The following is a 21,448-nucleotide window of genomic DNA, read 5'->3' on the forward strand; positions in this document are numbered from 1 at the left end:
ACTGTCTCAGGCAAGACCTATTTTGGGAAAAGAGCCTGGGCGCACTCGCCGATGTGACTGAATTTCCTTTTCCACATTACTTTGGAAAGGCTCGTACACCCAGGCTAATTGATGAGCCAAACACAGACCTGAATCCTTACGATTATTACTTATTAAATAAGAAAAATTATGAATAAGCAAGGATCGGGGCTTGTACCTACGAGTGACGGGCAAGATAAAGTTTTTTTTCATCAAGGGAAAATAGCCATCTTTCTCCCTTCTCTCCGGGGTGGTGGGGTGGAAAGAGCCATGTTGCTCTTAACAAAGGGTTTAGCCGAACGAGGCTTAAATATAGATTTAGTCTTAGCTCAAGCGGAAGGTCCTTATCTAGCTCAAGTACCACCAGAGTTAAATATAGTCAACCTTCAGGCTCCGCGAGTGCTTGCTAGCCTTCCTAACTTGATTCACTACTTACGGCAAGAACGCCCAACAGCACTCCTTTCTGCTATGGATCATGCCAATATAGTGGCTCTTTGGGCAAGGTATTTATCTGGAATATCTAAAAGATTGGTCGTAACCACACATAATACCCTGTCGCTTTCCATCAAGAATAGTTCTAACCGCACAAGTCAATTGATGCCCTTCTTAATACGCCACTTCTATCCGTGGGCTGATGAAATTGTTGCCGTATCGAAAGGAGTTGCGGATGACTTAACATTGACTACAGGCTTGCCTCGTGAAAAGATACAGGTAATTTATAACCCAGTCGTAACGCCAGACATGTTGAAGGAAGCCCAAACCCCTTTGGATCACCCTTGGTTTGCATCTGGAGAGCCTCCAGTCATTCTGGCAGTTGGGAGACTGACAAAGCAAAAAGATTTTCCCACTTTGATCAGAGCCTTTTCGCTGGTGCAACAGCAGTACAGAGCGCGGCTCATGATTTTGGGTGAAGGGGAAGAACGCCCAATATTAAGCCGATTGATCCAAGAGCTGGGCTTGGAGAATGGAGTCACTATGCCAGGGTTTGTGAGCAACCCTTATGCTTATATGTCTAGAGCAGCCGTATTTGTCCTGTCTTCAGCTTGGGAAGGGTTAGGTATAGTTTTAATTGAAGCCTTAGCTGTAGGAACTCCTGTAGTCTCTACGAATTGCAAAAGTGGACCATCAGAGATTTTAGATAATGGTAAGTATGGGCGATTAATACCAGTTGGGGATGTGGCGGAAATGGCAAGAGCAATTTTGTATACTTTACAGCATCAGCCACGAACTGAGATTTTAAAATGTAGAGCCATGGATTTTTCCCTAGAAAAGAGTTTGATTGAATACGTTAAGCTATTACATAATCCTACCTGACATGGGGAGCCGCCGCCAAACACTCTCGCACATCATTATTGCCTTCTTGCTAGTAAGTGGTATAAGCTTTTTTTGCTTAGCGATACCCGCTCAAGATAGCCAGATATCTCATCTATTGCCTGATGTTTTAGGTTGGGTAAGTTTGTTTAATGGATTAATTGTCATTGTTGGTATCAGTCTGACTGCTGATCAGGCGACTATCATCATTTTAACTGCATTTTTGCTTCGTGCAGCTTTAGCAATTGTGAATGCTTATGTTGTTCCATTACCCTATTCTCAGGCAGATGCAGCTACTTTTGAAGCGATAGGCTGGATGTGGTCCCAGGATGGATTAATAGCCAGCTTAGACAACTTTCAATCAGGCTCAGCTTTATATCCTTGGCTGATCAGCGTTTTATACGCCTTGACGTCTCGCAGCTCACTAATGATTCAGGGATTTAACGTTTTGTTTGGTTCCCTGATTGTCTGGAATGTTTATCTGATCGCCAAGTTACTTTGGGGCATGCGAGTAGCTGTCAGAGCTGCTTGGTTTACAGCCCTTATTCCCTCTCTTGCCCTTTACTCTGCCGTGACTCTCAGAGAAGTAGCAATTGTTTACCCCCTCACTCTCGCTATACTCTACCTTGCCTATTGGCATCGGAGCAAAAAGACTCTACATCTGGTGTTTTCCTTGATCTCACTAGGCGTCAGCATCAGTTTTCATACAGGTATTATCGTTGCATTAGTAACTTTAATGTTTATTTTTTTGCTCCGTTTGCTTTTCTCGGTAATTAATCAAAGAAATTTATTTTTATATACAGGAAGTTTATTACTCATTTCGTCTTTTGTCGGAATGGTTATCATCTCAGGTTGGGGCTTGCAAAAAATTGGAGGTTCTGTTGAAAACATTTCTTTGGAAAAAATAGCACAAGCCCAACAAGTGAGAGCCAGAGATCGGGCTGCCTATTTAGAAGATATGCCAATTAGCGATTCCATTGATCTAGTTTGGCAAACCCCATGGCGCGTAATATACTTCTTGTATACTCCCTTTGTCTGGATGATTCGTACAAGTGCTGATCTGGCAGCGCAGTTAGATGTGCTGTTATATATAGGTCTAACCATTTCGCTGTATCGTTCGCGTCGTTACATCATCGCTGATCCTGCGGCTCGGGCAATATTACTCATGCTTTTAGCCTTAATCATCATCTTTGCTCTCTCCACTTCAAACTATGGCACTGCACTGCGTCATCGAGCCAAATTTGCACCAATCGCGATGAGTCTCACCGCAGTTGCACCTTGGGAGCGTCGGTTGAGAGGTGTGCAGCGTGATTGAAAGACAGCTACAAATCGTGTTTCTAGTAACTAGCCTTGAGTACGGTGGCAGACAAACTCAGCTCGTTCGCATTGGAACTCAGCTAAAGACATTAGGTTGGAACATCACAGTTGTCTCAATGCGCCCTGCCCAAGCGTTTACTGAAGAGTTTACTTCTACAGGAATTCCGGTTATTTCTCTCGGTATGGGGCAAGGCATACCCGATCCTCGGGCTGTTTGGATGTTGGCAAAGCTATTACGCCAATGGCAGCCTCATATTCTCCACAGTCATTTGTTTCATGCCAATCTATTGGCAAGGGTAACGCGACTTCTTGTCAGGATTCGGGTACTGATTTCGACAGCCGGAAATATTAAAGAAGGAAGACGTTGGCGAGAGATGGCATATCGGTTGACTGACCCTTTGTGTGACCTGACGACTAACGTAAGTCAGGCAGCGACAGAACAGTATATACAAGTTGGTGCTGTTCCTGCTGACAAAATTTTCTGTGTCCCAAATAGTATAGATCCACAATGTTTTTTTCCCAATCCTGTTGCGCGAGAGCATCTCCGGCACGAATTAAATCTGGAAGGCAGGTTTGTTTGGCTAGCCATCGGTCGCTTTGAGCAGCAGAAGGATTATCCCACTCTACTTCAGGCTTTTGCTCAAGTTTTGGGGCAATTTCCAGAAACACTCTTACTAATTGTGGGTAAAGGTTCTTTAAAAAATGAAATAGAAGCCTTGACCGAAGAGTTAGGCTTGCGAGAAAATGGACGCCTTCTAGAGATACGCAACGATATACCAGATTTGATGAATGCAGCAGATGCCTATGTGATGTCCTCAGCTTGGGAGGGAATGCCAGGAGTCCTTTTAGAAGCATCCGCAGTCGGACTTCCAATCGTGGCAACTGACGTGGGTGGGAACCGAGAAGTGGTTTTGAATGAGCAAAGTGGCTTTCTGGTGCCATGCCAAAATCCTACAGCTTTAGCTAAGGCGATGCAGCGAGTAATAGAATTGCCTGAGGCTGAACGTCAACGGATGGGAAATGTCGGACGAACTCATGTGGTTACTAACTATAACCTCACGGCGGGAGTAAAGAAATGGGACAAATTATATCGAGAACTGCTTGAACCTAAACGTTGAAGGATAATATAAATGGCAGAATATCGGTTGATTTTTGTGGCAGTTGGTCCGTTTAAAACGGGGACAACGTGGATCTATGAATATTTAAAAATGCATGATAAGATTTGTGTGCCTAATAGAACTAAGGAAACTTTTTTCTTTGACAAGAAATATAGTAAAGGTATTGATTATTATTTTTCTTATTTTGATCAGGATAATACAAATAAAATCTTGGGTGAGATTGCTCCGAGCTACTTTCACTCACCGGAAGCACCATATCGCATTCATGACCTTAACCCTAACTGCAAAATTATTGTAACTCTTCGGGAACCAATAGACCGCCTCATTTCTTATTATCTACATATGTTACGACGTGGAGATATAGGCAAAGAAACTTCATTTAGAGACGTTCTCCAGCAAGGAACTATTTTAAATTCTTCTAGATATTATTATCATTTGTCTCGTTGGATTAGTTTATTTGGCGCAGCAAATGTAAAAATTTTATATTATGAATTACTGAGAGATAAACCAGACAAATTTGTTAAATATTTATGTCAAGCACTAGGCGTAAAAAACTTAGCAGTCCCGCCAAAACTATCTCGTAGAATTAATACGGCATTAGTACCAATAAACTATGATCTAATTAGAGTTTTATACAAAACAACTCGCTTATTAAGAAAACGGGAACTGCATGGTATAGTAAATTTTGCTAAAAGCCTAGGCTGGCATAATTTATTGTTTAATAAAAATTACAAACTTGATAGCATTCCACCCGAAGAATTAGAGTATGCTCTCACTTTAATTAGTGAAGACATCAAGATGTTAGAGGAATCGCTGGGATTAGATTTGTCCGTATGGCGCGAGGATTGGCATCGTAAAAACTTAACTATTTACTAGAAGATACCTGTGAAATTTTTACCAGAAAAACAGCGAATAAAATTCTCTAAAGACCTTGACCAAACGAGCGATTGCCTAGTCTAATTAATTTGCATCTAAAAATAAAATAATCTTTCAGTTAAATTTTTTATCGGAGCCTGTCAACCGTGAAAACCCCTAGATAGGCTAGTGGAGTAGGGAGATTATTTCCGGAATTTGACTGACGACTTCTGGTGTATCTATCAAATAGTATGAAGTTGATCAGGCGACTTTTTAATCTTAAAGCCATGTAACGTTCAATCACGAATTATAAATAAAAATGAAAACAATATTACTTTTTAGTGCTGAAGTGATACTTCTTGGCAGTACTGCTGTTCCAGCCCAAGCTACTATACTTAACGTGAGCCAGGGTGGACAGATTATTACTGCGCCCAGTTCAGTCTCCTACAATTTTCTTGGATATGAACATCCAAATTTCATGATCGGCTTCTCCGAAAAGCAAAACGTTAAGCTCTCTTGGGATCTCGCCATTGATGGTGGCTTCATCGCAGCAGGTCAGCTGGTGAGTAGCCACATGATCTTCCTGAATACGCCAGGTTCTCGGCGGTTAGCGTTATCGAATATTAACTGGACTTTTGACGGCACAATTCTGGGCGTAATGTCGGATGGTAACGGTTTATTAGAAGCAGCGAGTAATACTCTGTTGGGTGTTCCTCATACGTTCTATCCTGGTAGCTTCACGCAGCGGGGTTTAGAATGGAGCCGCCAAGAAAATTACTCTGGAGTTGGTTCTAATATGTTGACCGTATCAATGAAGACAACTGCACCGGGCGACTGGATTAGAGTCGTCACCCAAGCAAAGCCGATACCTGAACCGACATCTACTTTGGGTTTATTGACAATATCTTTTGAAGATAGCTTAGCGATGCCATTCACCTATCCATATTAGTAGGATATGTCGTGTGAAGTTCAAGCATCGCCCCAAAATTTTGCTGGTCGCTAACACGGGTTGGAATCTTTACAACTTCCGCTTACCCTTGGCTCGGTTTCTCCGTCTACAAGGAATCGAGGTTGTTTTTGTTTCTCCCCCAGATACCTACGTACACCGACTGCAAGCCGAAGGATTTCGCTGGATTCAGTTGCGCCTCATTCGGCGCAGTATCAATCCCCTCGTCGAACTCTTGACCATTGGTCATTTAACCCGTATTTACTGGCAAGAAAAGCCCTCTATTGCCCATCACTTTACGCTCAAATGTGTTCTCGCCGGAACGATCGCGGCTAAGCTGAGTGGTACAATAGGGGTGGTGAACGCGATAACGGGATTGGGCTACATTTTTAGTAGCAGTGAGTGGAAGGCTCGGCTGTTGAAACTCATCTTCATTATCGTCGGTAGATGGGTATTGACGGCTCGCAGGGCAATGGTTGTGTTTCAGAATCAGGATGATCGGCAAGTTTTCACCAACCTTAAGCTGACTAATCCCTACCGCGCCGTACTGATCAGAAGTTCGGGTATCGATTTGCAGCGCTTTTCACCGCCGCCTCATCCGCCAGATGTTCCGCTAACGCCAGTCGTCCTGCTTGCTGCCCGCCTGACTAGGGAGAAAGGTGTTATAGAATACGTTGAAGCTGCCCATATTCTCAAAGCTCGCGGAGTTAGGGCAACGTTTCAGATCGCGGGTGAGCCTGATCTGGGCAATCCCGCTTCAATTTCTAAGACAATTTTACAACGCTGGCAACAAGAAGGGATAGTTGATCTGCTCGGTCATTTGGAGAACATTGAACATTTCATTGCTCATTCAACCCTTGTCGTACTACCCTCCCACGGTGGGGAGGGTGTTCCTCGTATTTTATTAGAAGCGGCGGCGATGGAAAAACCCCTGGTAGCCACTGATGTCCCTGGCTGTCGAGAGGCTATTGACTCTGGTAAAAATGGCTTTTTGGTTCCGGTTAAGGATGCGGCGCGGTTGGCTGATGCGATTGAGATCCTCTTAAACGACGCCAATTTGTGCCAAGCCATGGGAGTCGCTGGGCGAGAAAAAGTCTTGCGAGAGTTTGATGATCGCAGCGTGATTCAAAAAACAGCCAACGTTTACAAAGCCATAGGTGTACCACTACTGCACGTTCAACAACAGGTTTGTTGAACAACCTAATGCCATGCCACCCTTACTCAAAATCTTCGATTTGGGTGAGGCAGACATTTAGGAATTGGTATTAAGAAGATGTTCAATACTGCTGTTGATACTATCATGTTTACGTGGCTTTTGGTTGTAGTATGACAAAATTGAATCATGTATGTTGGTATTTCTATAGCCATTTTTAAGGGCAAAACGCCTCAAAATCTTGAAATAGGGCTGACTCAATTTTTCCAAAGTGTATCAATCAAACCTTAGAAGAGGGTTGACAACTCAGAGCCGCTTTAGGATAAGCAATCCGCTGGTGATTGCACTGTTGCCAAACTTTGACAAAGACTTCCGCCGTAGTCAATAATTCCTCTTTTGTTAACCCAGAATCGACTAACTGGTTATCTTCCCATCGGGCTTTGAGGATTTTCTTCACCGTAATTAAAGCCGTATCCGGGGTAACATCCTTAAGCGATCGCAACGCCGCTTCACAAGCATCTGCCAGCATGACAATTCCCGTTTCCCGCGACTGGGGAATGGGTCCATCATAACGAAAGTCTACCTCGTTTACAGACTCCCCTGCCTCTTCCTGAATTCGTTGTTTGGCTTGAAAGTAAAAATAAGAAATCAGTAGTTTGCCTTGATGTTCGGGAATAAAATCGCGAATCGCTTTCGGTAACTGATGTTTGCGAGCCATAACCAGCCCTTCAGTGACGTGCTTTTTAATAATCGCGGCACTTTTCCAAGGGTCATTAATTTGATCATGCTTGTTGGGACCACCCATTTGATTTTCAATAAATCCCAACGGATCATGCATTTTACCAATATCATGATACAAAGTTCCCGCCCGCACCAGTTCCACGTTACAGTGAAGCTCACGGGCAGCCGCTTCAGCTAAGGAAGCAACAAACAACGTATGTTGAAATGTGCCTGGCGCTTCCGTAGCCAGCCGTTTAAGCAATGAACGGTTAGGATTGGACAACTCCGCTAAACGAATCGGTGTCACCAAATCAAACAACCGTTCTAGATAAGGAGATAGTCCCAAAGCCACAATACTCCAGGCTAACCCCGCTACCCCATATAGAGCCGCACCGGGTAGCACCGCGTACCAAATTGTGCCAGCACTGGCACTCATAATCAGATTCAGGAGCAGATTAACGCTGCCTTGGGTCAAGCCCACCACACCGCCTAAGAGCGCCAATTCCTCACGCGATCGCATCCGTCCCGCAATCAACGCTCCCACCAAACCTCCTGTGCCACCCGCGATTAAAAATTCCCAGCTCACCTCCATACTAAACGTCACCAACCCAGTCAACAGAATCACTAACGTCGCGCCCAAACTCGACCCATAGAAACTCCCCACTAACAACCCAATTGCGGGCAGGCTATTATATTGACCCCCCAATAGTGCCAGGACGGGTGTACTCCAACTCAACAGCAGAACCAAAATATGGTCACGTCGCCGCAGGGGGGGATGGACTTGACGTTCGACCAACCAAAAAATACCCACCGCCCCGGTGACTAAACCGCCAAATCCAATCAGCCCTATCCAATTAATTTCGCGACGACTCAAGCCATAGTGATCCAGCAGAACAAAATCCGCCTGGGTGATTGCCTCCCCCTCTGCGACAATCACTTCTCCCTCAACAGCCGTAACCATCACAGGTTCCACAGCCAGAGCGGCTTGTTCTGCCCTGCGTTTAGTTTGTTCTTTGTCTTCAATTAAATTGGGCTTTAAGTTATAGGTGAGGAGTTTAATGGCTAAGGGTTGTGCCTCAGCCGGAATCAGCGTACTCACCTGCACCGTTACCGCATCTTCTAATAGATCCGAGGGGAGTCCCGGCGGAATCCCTTGAGTCAGAATATTCAGAGTTGCGCCCTTAATTCCCTGTCGCGTTTCCTGCCAAGCGGAATCAGACAAGTCGAGTAGGGATAAATCGTAGGCAGGAGTTGATTCACTCGTCACACTGGATGAAACCTGAGCCAATGCCTGTTGGTAACCCTGACGGGCAAGGTTTATTGTCTCAATCAGCTCAGAGAATGCTTGTGCAGACACTATTTGACGGTAACTTTGCAATTCGCTCACCGCTTGGGTAAACGCCCGCGTCAACGGTTTTTTCTCTCGGTTAGGGATGACTACTCCCGGAGCAAAGGGATTGATCGGAGCATTGTCTTCGGCGAAAGCGACAATCGCTTGCCATTCCCATTCTTTACTCTGGCGTAGATACTGCTGGGTGGTGGCGGACAGCACGGAGGTTGGCACAAAGGGAAACGAACCGCTGACTTGTCGCCATTCGTCCATTTTTTCCAGGGATTGCTGGAGGTTTTGACTAATCTCTTGGGTCAGAGATTGATCAATCATTAAAACTGGGAACGAACCCGTGCGAGCGGCTTTGCGTTTTTCTTCTGTGGTTTTTGTGTCCTCAACACTAGCGTCAAAGGGAGCGGGGATAGTGTAGGGCGCCTCTCTACCCACATCGAGGGTTGGTTGATTGTAGAAGCGGTTTCCCATCACGCTGGTGAGGGAAACGACTGCCAATACCACCATGACAGGTGAACGTCCTTGACGCTTTCCTGAGTGCCGTGGATTGCCTTTTTGACCCGAGCTAGGACGGTTTTGTTTTGACCAATGACCTGGCTTTTTTTGATCGGATGAAAGATCAGCATCAGACCCTCCGAATGGAAGGATAGTGCAAAATTGCTCAGATTTTTGCCGCAGGTGGTTTAGCTGTTGCGTCAACGAGTGGAGCGTTTTCATAGCAGAGGAGTTGCCTTTTTTGCTTATTCGGCGAGAAGCCTCACACTTAACTCAATAAGAGTGAGTGTGTTAGCGGAGTGGGGCTTATATCCCGATGAATCCCCAGTAATGCCCTCTCAAGTGGCATTGCATCCTTTTGGATTGGGTATTCAACAGCCAATTTTATTCCCAGGTTTTGTGTTTTCAACACTTCTCTTCTCACATAGCGCCTGATGTTTAAGTAAGAACCGCTTCAGAGTTCACAACGGGGTATTTATGGACTGTAATGTCTTAGTTTAGCTTTTTTTAGCTTACAAAACATGGTTGACCCACCCCTACCTTAATAAACGACGTTGGATAACACCTGGTGCAGCGACGGCTGCTTGTTTGTACCGACCCTTGATTTTGTTTTGATCGTAAACCCCCAGCCAAACGGCAAAGAATTGATCGGTTAATTGTCGCCTGTTTTCGAGTGCCGGAATTTTTAGTGCAGCAACTCGCCAGCTTACTGGAATACCATTGATACCTTGATAAACACCCGCTAATGCCCCTGTCAGAGCCGCCGTAATCGGGTTATGGTAACCGCTACGAACGGCACGGAGAACACAGAGGCGAAAATCCTCTGGGGTATAGAGGAAACAGTAAAAGGCTAAAGCGATCGCCATATCTGAGGCATCCCCCCTATTGCCTAAATTTGCTGGCTCCCGTCGCACCTTCGCCGTGGTGGTTTCTAAATCTGCACCGGCTTCGATCAGGGTTTGGACTTGTTGTAATCCGTAGGCTAAGACCGTTGGTTGTGTTCCCAAGCCTCTGAGGATATGGGGAATTAGGGTGGTTGGGTTGATTGTTTCGGTGAGCATAACAGCCATCGCCATCGCGATTGCCAACACCCCAGCCGAGGCGTTGGGTTCGACTTGCCAAATTGCCGCCGCCTGAATTATAGTTTGCCGTAACCATTCTGGATTCTCGTGAAAAAAAAGCGCCATTTGCAGGGAAAGCACAGCGGCTTCGCTACTTTGTGCTTTCCCTTTCAATTCTAGGAGTGAGGGTTGGGTTTGGCGACAATGAATGATCCAATCGTCTATATCCAGCCTGCCTGTGTCAATTAGACTCTCAATTCCACAGGTGGAAATTTTACTCCAATCTGAAAGTTGGGGAATATAGAGGTGGGAGTGAGTGGGTTTGGGTTGGCTTTTGGCTAACTGTAGAGATTTCCAACCAACTGGACTACCGAGTTCTTGATCAGGCTGATGGCTGACAAGCTCACCGATCAAGCTACCCAGTAATGCTCCTTGAAATCGGCTGATCAGAGAATGCTGCATTAATTTGCTCTTGCCACGGTTTTCAGGGTATGGACGAGAGCTAAGAGTCCCAAGCGATAACTTTCGGCGCCAAAACCGCTGATTTGACCCACAGCTATGGGGGCGATGAATGAGTGATGTCGAAAGGGTTCGCGCTGATAGATATTACTCAGATGCACTTCCACTACTGGCAGGGCTACAGCCGCTAAGGCATCGCGCAGGGCTACACTGGTATGAGTATAAGCACCCGCATTAATTAAAATCCCATGATGCTGCGTTCTCGCTGCCTGTATGGCATCAACTAAAACGCCCTCATGGTTGGACTGTAACGTCACAACTTGACAGGATAAGGACTTGCCTTCCTGCTGCAAGAGTTGGTCGATTTCCGCCAACGTCACAGATCCATAAATACCAGGCTCTCGGAGTCCTAGGAGATTCAAGTTTGGACCATGCAGGACGAGAATACTCAAAGAACTCCGAACTTCGTTCGGCACGTCTCCAAATTACCGGGAACGACGGCGTGGATTGTGAACTGGAATGGGAATTGGTTCGGGTTCTGGCTGAGGTTCAGGACCCAAAAGGGTTTCAACCAGCTTACGTGCCCATTCTTTCAGTTTTTCCAACACCTTATCTATATAATCCATTAAACTGAATGCTCCTGTGAGACAACTTAATAGCTTTTTGAGAGTCTTAACAACAGGACGAGTGTTAGAGCTCTTTCTCCGCAAGACTTTGGGGACTATTGGATGCCAAACGTGGAAACCCTGCCCAAGTCAAGTTAAGACTATGACGCCGATATTAAACTGAGCAGTTTTCCTTTTGGGATACACCGTTAAATAAGACTTATGCCTGTCTAGGTATGGTTTTACACAACTAGGCTTGCCGCTTACTTCCTGCTTCACTCTGGTGGTGACGGCACTTAACCAGTCCACAGGCTTAAAGTTGGATGTAACTCACCCTTTGAATCTTTACAACCCATCTGTTGCATTTCTTAACTTTAAGCATAACACGACAGACCAAAGGCGAGCTATCCCCCAAAAGGAATCTGGAATCGATCCGGCGATCGCGACGGTTCCGTACTCCTCTACCTTTAGTTATAACTCAGGTTATACCTGAGCCGGATGGAATCGGCTCAGTAATCGGCGTCGCAGTTGGTCTAGGGCATAACAGGCACTCTGGTGACGAATCGAAGTCCGAGAGCGATCGCGACCAAAATTATATTTAAAACACTCCACTCTATCATCTGGCGTCGCCAGACCCATATAAACCAACCCCACTGGCTTAGATTCATTCCCGCCACCGGGTCCAGCAATGCCGGTAATACTCACACCCCAATCCGTCGCCAGCCGCGATCGCACACCCAATGCCATTTCCTGGGCGACTTGTTTGCTCACCGCTCCCCATTTATCCAGATCTGATGACGAAACGCCAAGTAAGGAGACTTTCACTTCATTGCTATAAGCAATTATCCCACCCTTAAAATACTCAGAACTTCCCGGAACGGCTGTCAACAGACTCCCTACCCCTCCCCCCGTGCAAGATTCCGCCACACTCACGGTTTGATTCGCTTCCCGTAAAAGCTGACCCACAACCGAGGCTAGAGTATCTGTGTCTGAACCAAAATAGTCAGTTCCAGCAATTTGCCGCAAATCCTTGACAACAGGTTCAATTAACTGTAGTGCTTCACCTTGAGATGGCGCACGGGCAGAAACCCGTAACCGGACTTCTCCCTGAGAAGCGTAGGGGGCGACGGTGGGGTTCGTTAAATGGAAAAACGGCGCCACTTTTTCGGCTAAAGCCGATTCCCCAATCCCCCAGAATCGTAAGGTTTGACTGTAGATAATTTGTTTCCCCCAGCCTTGACCTTTGAGATAAGGAACCGCCGTTTCTTGCCACATCCGCTGCATTTCACTGGGAACACCGGGAAAGGTGAGAAGGGTTAAACCTGGGCGCGGTTGCCAAATTATACCCGGTGCGGTTCCAGTTGGGTTAGGTAGAACCTTAGCACCTTCAGGAATCAAGGCTTGCTTATGATTACTTGGGGTCATTTGACGCCCCCGTTGAGCAAATTTGCGAGCAATATCCTCGATAATGTCAAATTGCTCAATCAACCCAACGCCAAAAAAATCTGCTAAAGTTTCCGTAGTCAAGTCATCTGGCGTCGGTCCAAGTCCTCCCGTAAAAATCAGAATCGCCGAGCGTTCGCAAGCCATCGCCAAGACTTGCTTTAACCGAGAAGGATTATCTCCCACAACGGTTTGATAGTAATGAGGAATACCCAGATCCGCCAATTCGCGAGCTAAAAACTGGGCATTCGTGTTGAGAATATCCCCCAGCAGTAACTCGGTACCAACACAAATGATTTCTGCGCTCATAGATTTGTTCTTTGTCCTTCGTCATTTGTCCTTGCTCAAAACAGGGAACAGGGAACAGGAAGAAAAAAGCCTCCGTGTTCTTCTAGTCCCAGTTATTCGATGTTACTGATCAACCATTACTCATTCCGAGAATACTGATTGTGGTAGGGAGGTGTGGAACATGGTCAAAAAAGGGACAAATGGCAAATGACGAATGACAAATTTATACGAGTGTGGGTACAGGAATATGCAGATGGGGGTATAAGGGGAAGCGATCGCACAATTGAGCAACGCGACGCCGACAGTCAGCGGCGATGGTTTCATCCTCTGGATTGAGTAAGCGATCGGCAATAATATCACCAATCTCGATAAATTCGGTAACGCCCATCCCTCGTGTAGTCATCGCGGGGGAACCCAGACGTAAGCCACTGGTGACGAAGGGAGATTCAGGATCGAAGGGAACCGTATTTTTATTGGCGGTAATATTAACACCACTCACCAGTTGATCCGCCCGTTTCCCTGTCATGGAAATACAGCGTAAATCCACCAGCATTAAATGATTATCGGTGCCACCTGATACAATTTTCAGACCCCGTTTTTCCAGTTGACTTGCCAGGGCTTTGGCATTTTCAATTACATGAGCCGAATAGTCCTTGAACGCTGGTTTTAACGCTTCACCAAAGGCGACAGCTTTCCCCGCGATCGCATGTTCCAATGGACCGCCCTGAGTTCCCGGAAACACGGCTTTATCCAACTTTTTCCCCAGTTCAGGATCACGGGTGAGAATTAAGCCGCCTCGGGTTCCCCGTAGGGTTTTGTGCGTGGTTGTGGTGACTACATCACAATGGGGAATGGGGTTCGGATGATGACCCGTCGCCACTAAACCCGCGATGTGAGCAATATCCGCCATCAGGTAAGCGCCCACTTCATCCGCAATGCTTCTGAATTTTTCAAAGTCAATAATTCGCGGATAAGCCGAATAGCCACAAATCAGGAGTTGGGGACGTTCTTTGAGAGCCAGCTCTCGCACCTGATCATAGTCGAGTTGCTCGGTTTCGGGGTTAACGCCGTAGTGACACACATTAAACCACTTCCCGGACACATTTACCGGTGAACCATGGGTGAGGTGTCCCCCATGGGATAGATCCATTCCCATAATCCTGTCTCCTGGCTTGAGCAGCGCCAGGAATACGGCAAAATTGGCTTGAGCGCCTGAATGGGGTTGGACATTCGCATGAGCTGCACCAAAGAGCCGTTTCGCCCGGTCAATGGCAAGCTGTTCTACTTTGTCGATGAATTCACAACCGCCATAGTAGCGCTTTCCCGGTAAGCCTTCAGCGTATTTATTGGTTAAAACTGAGCCTTGAGCCGCCAGTACCGCAGGCGAGGTAAAGTTTTCACTGGCAATCAATTCCAGATGGTCACGCTGGCGCTGGAGTTCAAGGCTTATCCCTTCAGCCACTTCTGGGTCAGTTTGGGCAAGAAAATCTAAGTTTGTTTGAGTCACGTCCGTCAATCCCTTACGATGCTATTGCCGTGCAGTTGGGTTCATACAAGTTTTACCACATTGCCCGTTGCCGTTGCTTTGCTCAAACCCTGACCCACCTCCCCAGTTTTTCTCGGACGGTCAGTATTTAGTCACAAAAGTTAAGCTGTGTGTTGATCGAGAGCCTCTAGCTAAAGACATAAATTAAGATGGGATCAGCGGTCTAGTGGAGTTGACCGGAGGCGTCCTATGTTAGTTATTCTTACCGAAGAGCAAATTCTTTCCCCCAATCAAGTTTGTCAAAGCTGTTTACTGGCTGACAGCAAGGGTCAACCGCGTTGGCGTCAGGGTAAGCTGGGGTGTGGTCATGCTGTTCGTAAACTCACACCCCATCAACCGGAGCAATATGAATGTGAAATGGGTTTCCGCATCGCTAACCTTGAATAGTTTATCATCTGGGACAATAAACTGAACTATTTTCTCTGCCTGAAATAGTCCTTAAATCCCGACCAATGACCGATGACAGATGACAACGTTCATCGAAATAGGTCATCTACGCTATCCTGAACATAGTTGGATAACAAATTGCCCCCCAAACCCAAAAAGGAGAACCAAAGATGACTTGGCGCGGATCGACGACGGTTAAAGATCGAATTTTTGCTTCCCTTACCTACTTACTGCCTTTATTCTATGTAATGCAGTTTGCGCTCCAGTTGAGGTTGCCTTTATTGAGCCAAATTCCGCTTTTGGGAACTGCTTTAGAAATACTTTTACTCCCGGTAGCTATTGTTTTCACGTTAGTCCCTTTCGGTTTAGCCGGAATTATCATTTTTTTCGTTTTGTTCTTGCTGGTTGTTAGAAACGAAAGGATTGCCCATTTTATCCGGTTCAACACAATGCAGGCGATTCTTTTAGATATTCTTTTGGTTTTATGTAATTTGCTTGTCGATATTTTGCTAAAAGGACTGGGTTTCAATTTAATAACAGAAATGTTGTTGAATGTCATCTTTTTAGGAACAATTGCTGCTTGCTTCTATTCAATCGTTCAATCATTGCTCGGGCGCTACGCCGAAATTCCCACACTGTCGGAAGCCGTTTACGCACAAGTTCGATGATTGGTCATGGGTCATGGGTCATGGGTCATGGTTTGAGGACTATTGACAAACATTTTATTTCCATCGACGGACTTAGCTCTAAATAAAAAAGGGCTAAAATTTACCTTGTCACCCTTGTCCCGGGTTAAAGGGTGACTGGCGCAGAACGGGGAACAACGGTGTTCTCTAAATGACCAATCCCCTCAATTTCCACACGGACGCGATCGCCGATTTGCATTGGACCAATTCCTCGGGGTGTACCGGTGAGGATTACGTCTCCGGGAAGCAATGTCATAATCTGAGAAATGTAGGAGACAAGAAACTCAGGAGCAAATACCATTTGATCAATGGACGCCGATTGTACCGGTTCAGGCGCATCATTTAAAAACGTCTGCAACTTCGCCCCCGCACTCAATTCCCGCACAATCCAAGGTCCTAGGGGACAAAAGGTATTAAATCCCTTTGCCCTAGTCCATTGACCGTCTTGTTGTTGTAAGTCACGGGCGGTGACATCATTGGCTATAGTATATCCCCAAATTCTTCCCTGGGCTTGTTCGGGTGTACAGTCTACACAGAGTTCACCAATCACCAGCGCCAACTCTCCCTCATAGTCCACCCGCTTTGACTGAGGCGGGAACTGGATTTCTCGATCCGCCGCTGTGATGGTTGTGGGAGGTTTGAGAAACAGTAAGGGTTCCTGGGGAACGGCTGTTCCCATTTCAGCGGCGTGGTCAATGTAGTTTTTCCCGACGGCGACAATCTTGGATGGCGCACAGGGAGCCAATAATGTGTAACTATCAGACTCCAACTCCAGAGCCGTCGGTTGACCCTGTAGCCAAGGCGGTGCATCCAAAACTTGGATACTGCGGTTGAGTTGCAGTAAGCCATAGTAGGTTTGCCCTTGAGCCGTTTTAATTCGGACGTAGCGCTGCGCCATGATGTTAGAGATTCCTTCGTAATTTAATGAGAGAGTTCTACTGATATGGGATTGTGATTGACCCTGGCAGCTAGCTAGAATTAATACCAAAAAATAGTAAAATTGCAATAGTGTAGTCTGGGCAGATTGTCTGCCTCAAAGCTAGAGAGGGGCAAAAACCCAGATTAGGCATAGAACAGAGCAGTTAAGTCGGCTTGTATCCTTGCTTGTTTGACTGGGATAGCTTCCCGATTGAAAACCGTGGCTATCTTGAATCAGCCAAAGAAGCCCAATTGTCCATAAGGAGAAGACCATTTGTGAGCGATAGTTACGAAATGATGTACATCCTGCGTCCTGATTTGCCAGACGAGCAGGTTAACCAAGCCATTACCAAATATCAAGATCTCCTGCAAGAGCAAGGCGCACAGCAGATTGAAATCCAGCATCGGGGTAAGCGCCGCTTGGCTTATCCCATCCAAAGACACCGCGAAGGCGTCTACATTCAAATGAACTATCAAGCGCCCCCGACTCATGTGAATCAGATTGAGCGAGCTATGCGCTACGGAGAGGAGGTTATTCGTTATCTAACGCTGAAACAGGAACTTCCCCCTGAACCCCAACCCGAACCGGTTGAGGTAGAAGCTTAGCGGGTTTTAGGGGTGCTGACCTTTAACCCCCCTTAATCCCCCCTTATTAAGGGGGGAAACGTTCCCTCCCCTTGGTAAGGGGAGGGTTAGGGTGGGGTCGATAAGGGGAGGGTTGGGGTCGCGTCAAGGTATTGCGTTCTGTTTGAGCTTAAGTTGACACCCATGACGCCCCGTGCGTCCCTACCCCTGTCTTTGACGTACCCAGCGCTGCTCTTACGAGACAGATTAGGCAACTGATGCCTTAAATTCAGACGGTTCATCCTGGGCAAGGGTGATGGCACAGAACATCTTCAATCCGTCAGAAGCCCATAATATCCTGACTTAGGCAACAATAGTAGGAAGAGTCATATTAAGATTAGCCGAAATCGCTATACTACAATATCTGACATAGATTTTAAGTGATCATGTTGATCAAAGCGTTGCCAGGTCTTGCACAACTACCGAGGGGCACTCGGAAAGTTACGCCTGGGGATGAGATGACCCGCTGCTCTTGTGGGGAAACCCAAACGAGTAAGGTTGCTCGACGAACCAGGAAACCCCTTCAGCAATGATGGGAATCCCCGCCACGACTCGCAAGCAGGGCGGGGAAGATGTCAATTCCCTATTGTTCATCATTCAAGTTTTACCAAGATTGTACACAATTGGCGCAAATCAGCACTCGTTGTTGTGATCAAGTCCCTTGCCTAAACCTCAGACTCTTGTTGCCCGACGCTCCTGAACCCTACCAGCATGACTGTAACGGATACTGTTGCCCATAAAATTTCGAGCTGGAATCGGCAAATCTATAAACGATTGAAACTGGCTCTGAGTCTCGGATTGCGCCGTCAAATTTTTGTGGCGATTTGTGATGATCTGAGTCTGAGGAATCGTCTGGCGGACAAACTACATGGGGAGCTGGGTATAACTTGTGCGATCGCGCCACCCAATGGTTCAATCCCTACTAATTTAGTCAGCCTGAATATCAATGTCAATGATCCTCATCCCTTTGCCCAAATTTCTGCCTGGTTGGCTCAAAATCCCTATTCCCCCATCACCACATCCCCTCCCAGTTTCCAACTCCTCGGTATTGAACGCTTAACTCGTCAATCGCCCACAATACAGCAATTGTTTCTCAGGCGGTTACAGTCGATTGAGCGTTATTTGCCCCAGTTAGATGCCAATGTGTTGCTCTGGCTACCCCGCCCTTGGTTCCATTCCATTGTCCAGTCTGTACCGGAATTTTGGCAATGGCATACTGGGGTATTCGAGTTTGAAGGGGAACCCACACCACTCCCGCCGATTGGTTCAACTCAACCGGAAGCCTCTCCCACTGCGGTGACGACTCAACAGACAACGGCTTCGTTCCAAGAAACCTTGCAGACGGTACTGACGCAGGAGTTCGAGGAAAATCTTGATTTAGAATTGCTCCAGGGTATTGTGGGCAACAATGGAGACAACAGCCGCGAGATGGAACCCCTTCTCGCTCCCACCAATGGAAACTCTGGTGCTAACCTCAAGGATAATGGGATGCTTAAGGCTGTGGACTTCCAGACCCACGAAACACCCACACAGCAAAATTCTACCACGTCCCAACCCCTGAGTGAACCATCCCAGGAATCTCCCCATCTTCCTGCAGATGAATCGGCTCAAACCCCATCGCCCGCCGAGGCGTATTTACAACTGGGTAATCATTATCGTCACGCGATTGAACAGGGAGATCCCTCGCCGGAAAATTTAGCGATCGCGATTCAATCCTATGAGCAAGCCTTACAATGGTTAGATGACACATCCCCTCAGGTCCCTGATGTTCTCAACGATTTGGGGAATCTCTACTGGATGCTCTCCCGTTGTCCCCAGGATAGGGGAATCCAGCTTTCCTATCTCGAACAGGGGATTCAATCCTATCAATTGGCATTAACTAAGTTAACTGCCCAACAAGCCCCCCAAACCTACGCCATGATTCAAAATAATTTAGGCGCAGCTTATGGGGATTTGGCTCGCTATCAAGAGGCGGCTGAGAACCTGGAACTCTCTATTCGAGCCTACGAAGAAGCCTTACACTATCGTCATCCAGAAAATGACCCGCTCAAATATGCCTCTACTCAAAATAACTTAGGCACCGCTTATTGGCATCTAGCACAACATCACTCCCCTGTCAATAACTTACAAGCCGCAATTGGGGCTTATGCGGAAGCCCTGTATTATTACAACAGCCGCTCAAACGCCACGAATTGGGCGATGATTCAAAATAACTTAGGTACCGCCTACTGGAATCTGGCACAGTATGAAAAACCGGAAACCTGGCTGGAGTTGGCGGTGATTGCCTATAAAGATGCGTTAACTTATCGTACCCCAGAGGTGGCTCCGGCTGCCTGTGCCGGGACTCAGAATAATTTGGGTACGGCTTATTGGCATCTGGCAGATCGCTGTGTGGAAGACCCTCAGCGACGGGCAGAGTACTTATGCCATTGTATCAGTGCCTATGAAGTCGCGATCGCCTTAGCTGAGAAATTGGCGCAGCATCATCCCCCTACACCGATTAACTTTGATGGTATCGCCACGCGGAATAATCTGGGACTTGCTCATTACCAGTTTGCGACTGAACCGTCTTTGGGTGCAGGGAAAGAGGAGCAATCCAAACATCTGGAAGCCGCTCTCCACCACCATGTTCAAGCCTGTATGGGAGTGACGGCGCGATCGGATGCTTATCAAACTTCTTTGGAGTATATCATTAAAGCGATTCGGACTTTCTACCAGGAACAGGGAATTACCGGGCAAAATCTGGCACTCTCAAAGATCCCCGGTCAACTTTTACCGGAAATTTTGCCGCGCTTGTAGAGACGTTCCACCGGAACGTCTCTGTAGGAAGCAGGGAAAGAAATCAGATCAGAAATTGTTCCCTGTTCCCTCTTCCCTGACCAACTACCGAGACATCGACTCGATTTCCATGATGCGTCCATCGTTGACCATCACTTGAGTTCCGGGAATAATTTGTCCGAGTTGGGCTGTGGATAAACCGATGTTTACCGTATCCCCATTTTCTAATTCAATACTGGCGATGTTACCGGTGATACTGACAACTCGACCTTCCATGGGGACACCGACTCCCATCCTCATCATGTCGGGTTTCATCTGATTGTTACTCATGGGATTCATCTCGACGATGCGTCCATCGTTGATCATCACTTGAGTTCCGGGAATAATTTGTCCGAGTTGGGCTGTGGATAAACCGATGTTTACCGTATCCCCATTTTCTAATTCAACGCTGGCGATATTACCGGTGATACTGGCAACTCGACCTTCCATGGGGGCGCTGTATCCCATCATCATCATGTCGGGTTTCATCCGATTGTTACTCATGGAATTCATATCAACGATGCGTCTATCGTTGACCATCACTTGAGTTCCAGGATGAATTTGTCCGAGTTGGGTTCTGGATAAACCGATGTTTACCGTGTCCCCATTCCTCAATTTAACCCTGGCGATGTTACCGGTGATATTGGCAACTCGACCTTGCATCGCTGTAGAATAATCAGCTTGAGCTAGGATGTTGTTGCTGAGGCTTTTCTCCTGAGAATCAATGGCGACAATTCGACCATAAGCCACCCATACGTCGGTTCCGGGTTCTAGTTGATTCAGTTTCCAACGGGCGACGGGAATTGTCTTGGTTTCGCCATTGTTCATTTCAATTGTGGCAAAATTAGAGACAAGCTGGACAACTTCTCCTTGTTGCGGTTGCACGGATTCAGCTTCGGTGGTATTGGGGGTGAGTTGACCTTCACTCAGGGGACGTGCGATCGCAGGAGTCCCAGCAATGGCACAAAGTACGACACCTAGCATTGTACCTGTGAGTAGTTTTGGTGTGAAAATTCGCATATAAACCTTTGTTAATTCGGCAATGGGTTAATTTTTTCAGGAATTAAACCTATTTCAATAGTAGAAATTATCAGGCAATGAAATCATGACTCGCAGGATAGATCTTTGATTGGCTGGGTAAGTAGGAGAGAAATCCTACTGAAATCTACCTTTTGGAGGTTGACCTATTTTCTGGGTTATCAATGGATAATTAATAATTGATAATTGACAATTGATTAATTGGGTCTAAGACCTCTTCGTTTACGAAGAAATTAAAAAAGATTTTCCTTAATTTCAATCCTCTTCTTTTAAGGAGAGGTCATTATCCATTGTTCATTAT

General features: G+C 46.5%; 20 protein-coding genes. 11 read left to right on the forward strand and 9 right to left on the reverse strand.

All coding sequences use genetic code 11. From position 1 onward, the window contains the following. The first annotated feature begins 168 nt into the window (after positions 1-168). The 6 genes from RID09_RS09335 (at position 169) to RID09_RS09360 (ending at position 6,760) form a co-directional block, all read left to right on the forward strand. Entirely contained in the window at positions 169-1,332 is a 1,164-nt protein-coding gene (locus RID09_RS09335) for a glycosyltransferase (protein WP_446335673.1), read from the forward strand. 1 nt (position 1,333) lies between these two features. After that, positions 1,334-2,644: an ArnT family glycosyltransferase gene (locus tag RID09_RS09340; protein ID WP_446335674.1), complete on the forward strand. Its 1,311-nt coding sequence runs from the start codon at positions 1,334-1,336 to the stop codon at positions 2,642-2,644. Continuing rightward, complete coding sequence (locus tag RID09_RS09345; protein WP_446335675.1) at positions 2,637-3,764, forward strand: glycosyltransferase; 1,128 nt, start codon at positions 2,637-2,639, stop codon at positions 3,762-3,764. Before RID09_RS09340 ends, RID09_RS09345 begins: the two co-directional genes overlap by 8 nt. Before the next feature lie 12 nt (positions 3,765-3,776). Further along, on the forward strand, positions 3,777-4,640 hold the full coding sequence (locus tag RID09_RS09350; RefSeq protein WP_446335676.1) for a sulfotransferase domain-containing protein: 864 nt from the start codon (positions 3,777-3,779) through the stop codon (positions 4,638-4,640). Positions 4,641-4,938: 298 nt separating this feature from the next. Then, complete coding sequence (locus RID09_RS09355; protein ID WP_446335677.1) at positions 4,939-5,568, forward strand: hypothetical protein; 630 nt, start codon at positions 4,939-4,941, stop codon at positions 5,566-5,568. A 13-nt stretch (positions 5,569-5,581) separates the two neighbouring features. Then, complete coding sequence (locus RID09_RS09360; protein ID WP_446335678.1) at positions 5,582-6,760, forward strand: glycosyltransferase family 4 protein; 1,179 nt, start codon at positions 5,582-5,584, stop codon at positions 6,758-6,760. Between the two features lie 238 nt (positions 6,761-6,998). On the opposite strand, the gene RID09_RS09365 is transcribed toward RID09_RS09360, so the two are convergent. The 4 genes from RID09_RS09365 to RID09_RS09380 form a co-directional block, all read right to left on the reverse strand. Beyond that, positions 6,999-9,497, reverse strand: coding sequence for an HD family phosphohydrolase (locus RID09_RS09365; protein WP_446335679.1), 2,499 nt, complete (start codon positions 9,495-9,497; stop codon positions 6,999-7,001). A 314-nt stretch (positions 9,498-9,811) separates the two neighbouring features. Next, on the reverse strand, positions 9,812-10,798 hold the full coding sequence (locus tag RID09_RS09370) for an ADP-ribosylglycohydrolase family protein (protein ID WP_446335680.1): 987 nt from the start codon (positions 10,796-10,798) through the stop codon (positions 9,812-9,814). Next, on the reverse strand, positions 10,798-11,271 hold the full coding sequence (gene aroQ / locus RID09_RS09375) for a type II 3-dehydroquinate dehydratase (protein WP_446335681.1): 474 nt from the start codon (positions 11,269-11,271) through the stop codon (positions 10,798-10,800). Before aroQ ends, RID09_RS09370 begins: the two co-directional genes overlap by 1 nt. Positions 11,272-11,280: 9 nt before the next feature. Next, positions 11,281-11,421 carry a hypothetical protein gene (locus RID09_RS09380; protein ID WP_446335682.1) on the reverse strand — a complete coding sequence of 47 codons (141 nt, stop codon included), beginning with the start codon at positions 11,419-11,421 and terminating at the stop codon, positions 11,281-11,283. A 235-nt stretch (positions 11,422-11,656) separates the two neighbouring features. Between RID09_RS09380 and RID09_RS09385 the strand changes: the two genes are divergently transcribed. Further along, the gene (locus RID09_RS09385) at positions 11,657-11,893 is read left to right on the forward strand and encodes a hypothetical protein (protein ID WP_446335683.1); all 237 of its coding nucleotides are present in this window, start codon (positions 11,657-11,659) and stop codon (positions 11,891-11,893) included. On the opposite strand, the gene RID09_RS09390 is transcribed toward RID09_RS09385, so the two are convergent. Together RID09_RS09390 and glyA are read right to left on the reverse strand one after the other, a co-directional pair. Beyond that, entirely contained in the window at positions 11,884-13,152 is a 1,269-nt protein-coding gene (locus RID09_RS09390) for a competence/damage-inducible protein A (RefSeq protein ID WP_446335684.1), read from the reverse strand. The genes RID09_RS09385 and RID09_RS09390 overlap by 10 nt on opposite strands. Positions 13,153-13,354: 202 nt before the next feature. Next, a complete protein-coding gene (gene glyA, locus RID09_RS09395; RefSeq protein ID WP_446335685.1) occupies positions 13,355-14,638 on the reverse strand; it encodes a serine hydroxymethyltransferase in 1,284 nt (427 codons plus the stop codon). Positions 14,639-14,866: 228 nt separating this feature from the next. Between glyA and RID09_RS09400 the strand changes: the two genes are divergently transcribed. Both RID09_RS09400 and RID09_RS09405 read left to right on the forward strand, forming a co-directional pair. Further along, positions 14,867-15,064 (forward strand): hypothetical protein, encoded by a 198-nt coding sequence (locus RID09_RS09400; RefSeq protein WP_446335686.1) that lies wholly within the window; start codon positions 14,867-14,869, stop codon positions 15,062-15,064. A gap of 170 nt (positions 15,065-15,234) precedes the next feature. After that, on the forward strand, positions 15,235-15,732 hold the full coding sequence (locus RID09_RS09405; protein WP_446335687.1) for a Tic20 family protein: 498 nt from the start codon (positions 15,235-15,237) through the stop codon (positions 15,730-15,732). Between the two features lie 124 nt (positions 15,733-15,856). Here RID09_RS09405 and RID09_RS09410 read toward each other — a convergent pair whose 3' ends face one another. Continuing rightward, positions 15,857-16,648 (reverse strand): fumarylacetoacetate hydrolase family protein, encoded by a 792-nt coding sequence (locus tag RID09_RS09410; RefSeq protein ID WP_446335688.1) that lies wholly within the window; start codon positions 16,646-16,648, stop codon positions 15,857-15,859. 296 nt (positions 16,649-16,944) lie between these two features. Between RID09_RS09410 and rpsF the strand changes: the two genes are divergently transcribed. Further along, positions 16,945-17,274 carry a 30S ribosomal protein S6 gene (rpsF, locus tag RID09_RS09415; protein WP_446335689.1) on the forward strand — a complete coding sequence of 110 codons (330 nt, stop codon included), beginning with the start codon at positions 16,945-16,947 and terminating at the stop codon, positions 17,272-17,274. 459 nt (positions 17,275-17,733) lie between these two features. Here rpsF and RID09_RS09420 read toward each other — a convergent pair whose 3' ends face one another. Further along, positions 17,734-17,889 carry a hypothetical protein gene (locus RID09_RS09420; protein WP_446335690.1) on the reverse strand — a complete coding sequence of 52 codons (156 nt, stop codon included), beginning with the start codon at positions 17,887-17,889 and terminating at the stop codon, positions 17,734-17,736. A gap of 114 nt (positions 17,890-18,003) precedes the next feature. Here RID09_RS09420 and RID09_RS09425 point away from each other — a divergent pair, with 114 nt between their 5' ends. Next, the gene (locus tag RID09_RS09425; protein ID WP_446335691.1) at positions 18,004-20,091 is read left to right on the forward strand and encodes a tetratricopeptide repeat protein; all 2,088 of its coding nucleotides are present in this window, start codon (positions 18,004-18,006) and stop codon (positions 20,089-20,091) included. 84 nt (positions 20,092-20,175) lie between these two features. On the opposite strand, the gene RID09_RS09430 is transcribed toward RID09_RS09425, so the two are convergent. Next, positions 20,176-21,129, reverse strand: a complete 954-nt coding sequence (locus RID09_RS09430; RefSeq protein WP_446335692.1) for a hypothetical protein — start codon at positions 21,127-21,129, stop codon at positions 20,176-20,178. Between the last annotated feature and the right edge of the window lie 319 nt (positions 21,130-21,448).

This window comes from Coleofasciculus sp. G1-WW12-02 (assembly GCF_040219735.1).
Classification (GTDB): Bacteria; Cyanobacteriota; Cyanobacteriia; order Cyanobacteriales; family Coleofasciculaceae; genus Coleofasciculus.

Excerpts from the sequence above, each read along its gene's own strand:
- RID09_RS09335 (WP_446335673.1), top strand. The coding sequence starts at position 169 with ATGAATAAGCAAGGATCGGGGCTTGTACCTACGAGTGACGGGCAAGAT.
- RID09_RS09340 (WP_446335674.1), top strand. The coding sequence starts at position 1,334 with ATGGGGAGCCGCCGCCAAACACTCTCGCACATCATTATTGCCTTCTTG.
- RID09_RS09350 (WP_446335676.1), top strand. The coding sequence starts at position 3,777 with ATGGCAGAATATCGGTTGATTTTTGTGGCAGTTGGTCCGTTTAAAACG.
- RID09_RS09355 (WP_446335677.1), top strand. The coding sequence starts at position 4,939 with ATGAAAACAATATTACTTTTTAGTGCTGAAGTGATACTTCTTGGCAGT.
- RID09_RS09365 (WP_446335679.1), bottom strand. The coding sequence starts at position 9,497 with ATGAAAACGCTCCACTCGTTGACGCAACAGCTAAACCACCTGCGGCAA.
- RID09_RS09370 (WP_446335680.1), bottom strand. The coding sequence starts at position 10,798 with ATGCAGCATTCTCTGATCAGCCGATTTCAAGGAGCATTACTGGGTAGC.
- RID09_RS09380 (WP_446335682.1), bottom strand. The coding sequence starts at position 11,421 with ATGGATTATATAGATAAGGTGTTGGAAAAACTGAAAGAATGGGCACGT.
- RID09_RS09390 (WP_446335684.1), bottom strand. The coding sequence starts at position 13,152 with ATGAGCGCAGAAATCATTTGTGTTGGTACCGAGTTACTGCTGGGGGAT.
- RID09_RS09400 (WP_446335686.1), top strand. The coding sequence starts at position 14,867 with ATGTTAGTTATTCTTACCGAAGAGCAAATTCTTTCCCCCAATCAAGTT.
- RID09_RS09405 (WP_446335687.1), top strand. The coding sequence starts at position 15,235 with ATGACTTGGCGCGGATCGACGACGGTTAAAGATCGAATTTTTGCTTCC.
- RID09_RS09410 (WP_446335688.1), bottom strand. The coding sequence starts at position 16,648 with ATGGCGCAGCGCTACGTCCGAATTAAAACGGCTCAAGGGCAAACCTAC.
- RID09_RS09420 (WP_446335690.1), bottom strand. The coding sequence starts at position 17,889 with ATGATGAACAATAGGGAATTGACATCTTCCCCGCCCTGCTTGCGAGTC.
- RID09_RS09425 (WP_446335691.1), top strand. The coding sequence starts at position 18,004 with ATGACTGTAACGGATACTGTTGCCCATAAAATTTCGAGCTGGAATCGG.
- RID09_RS09430 (WP_446335692.1), bottom strand. The coding sequence starts at position 21,129 with ATGCGAATTTTCACACCAAAACTACTCACAGGTACAATGCTAGGTGTC.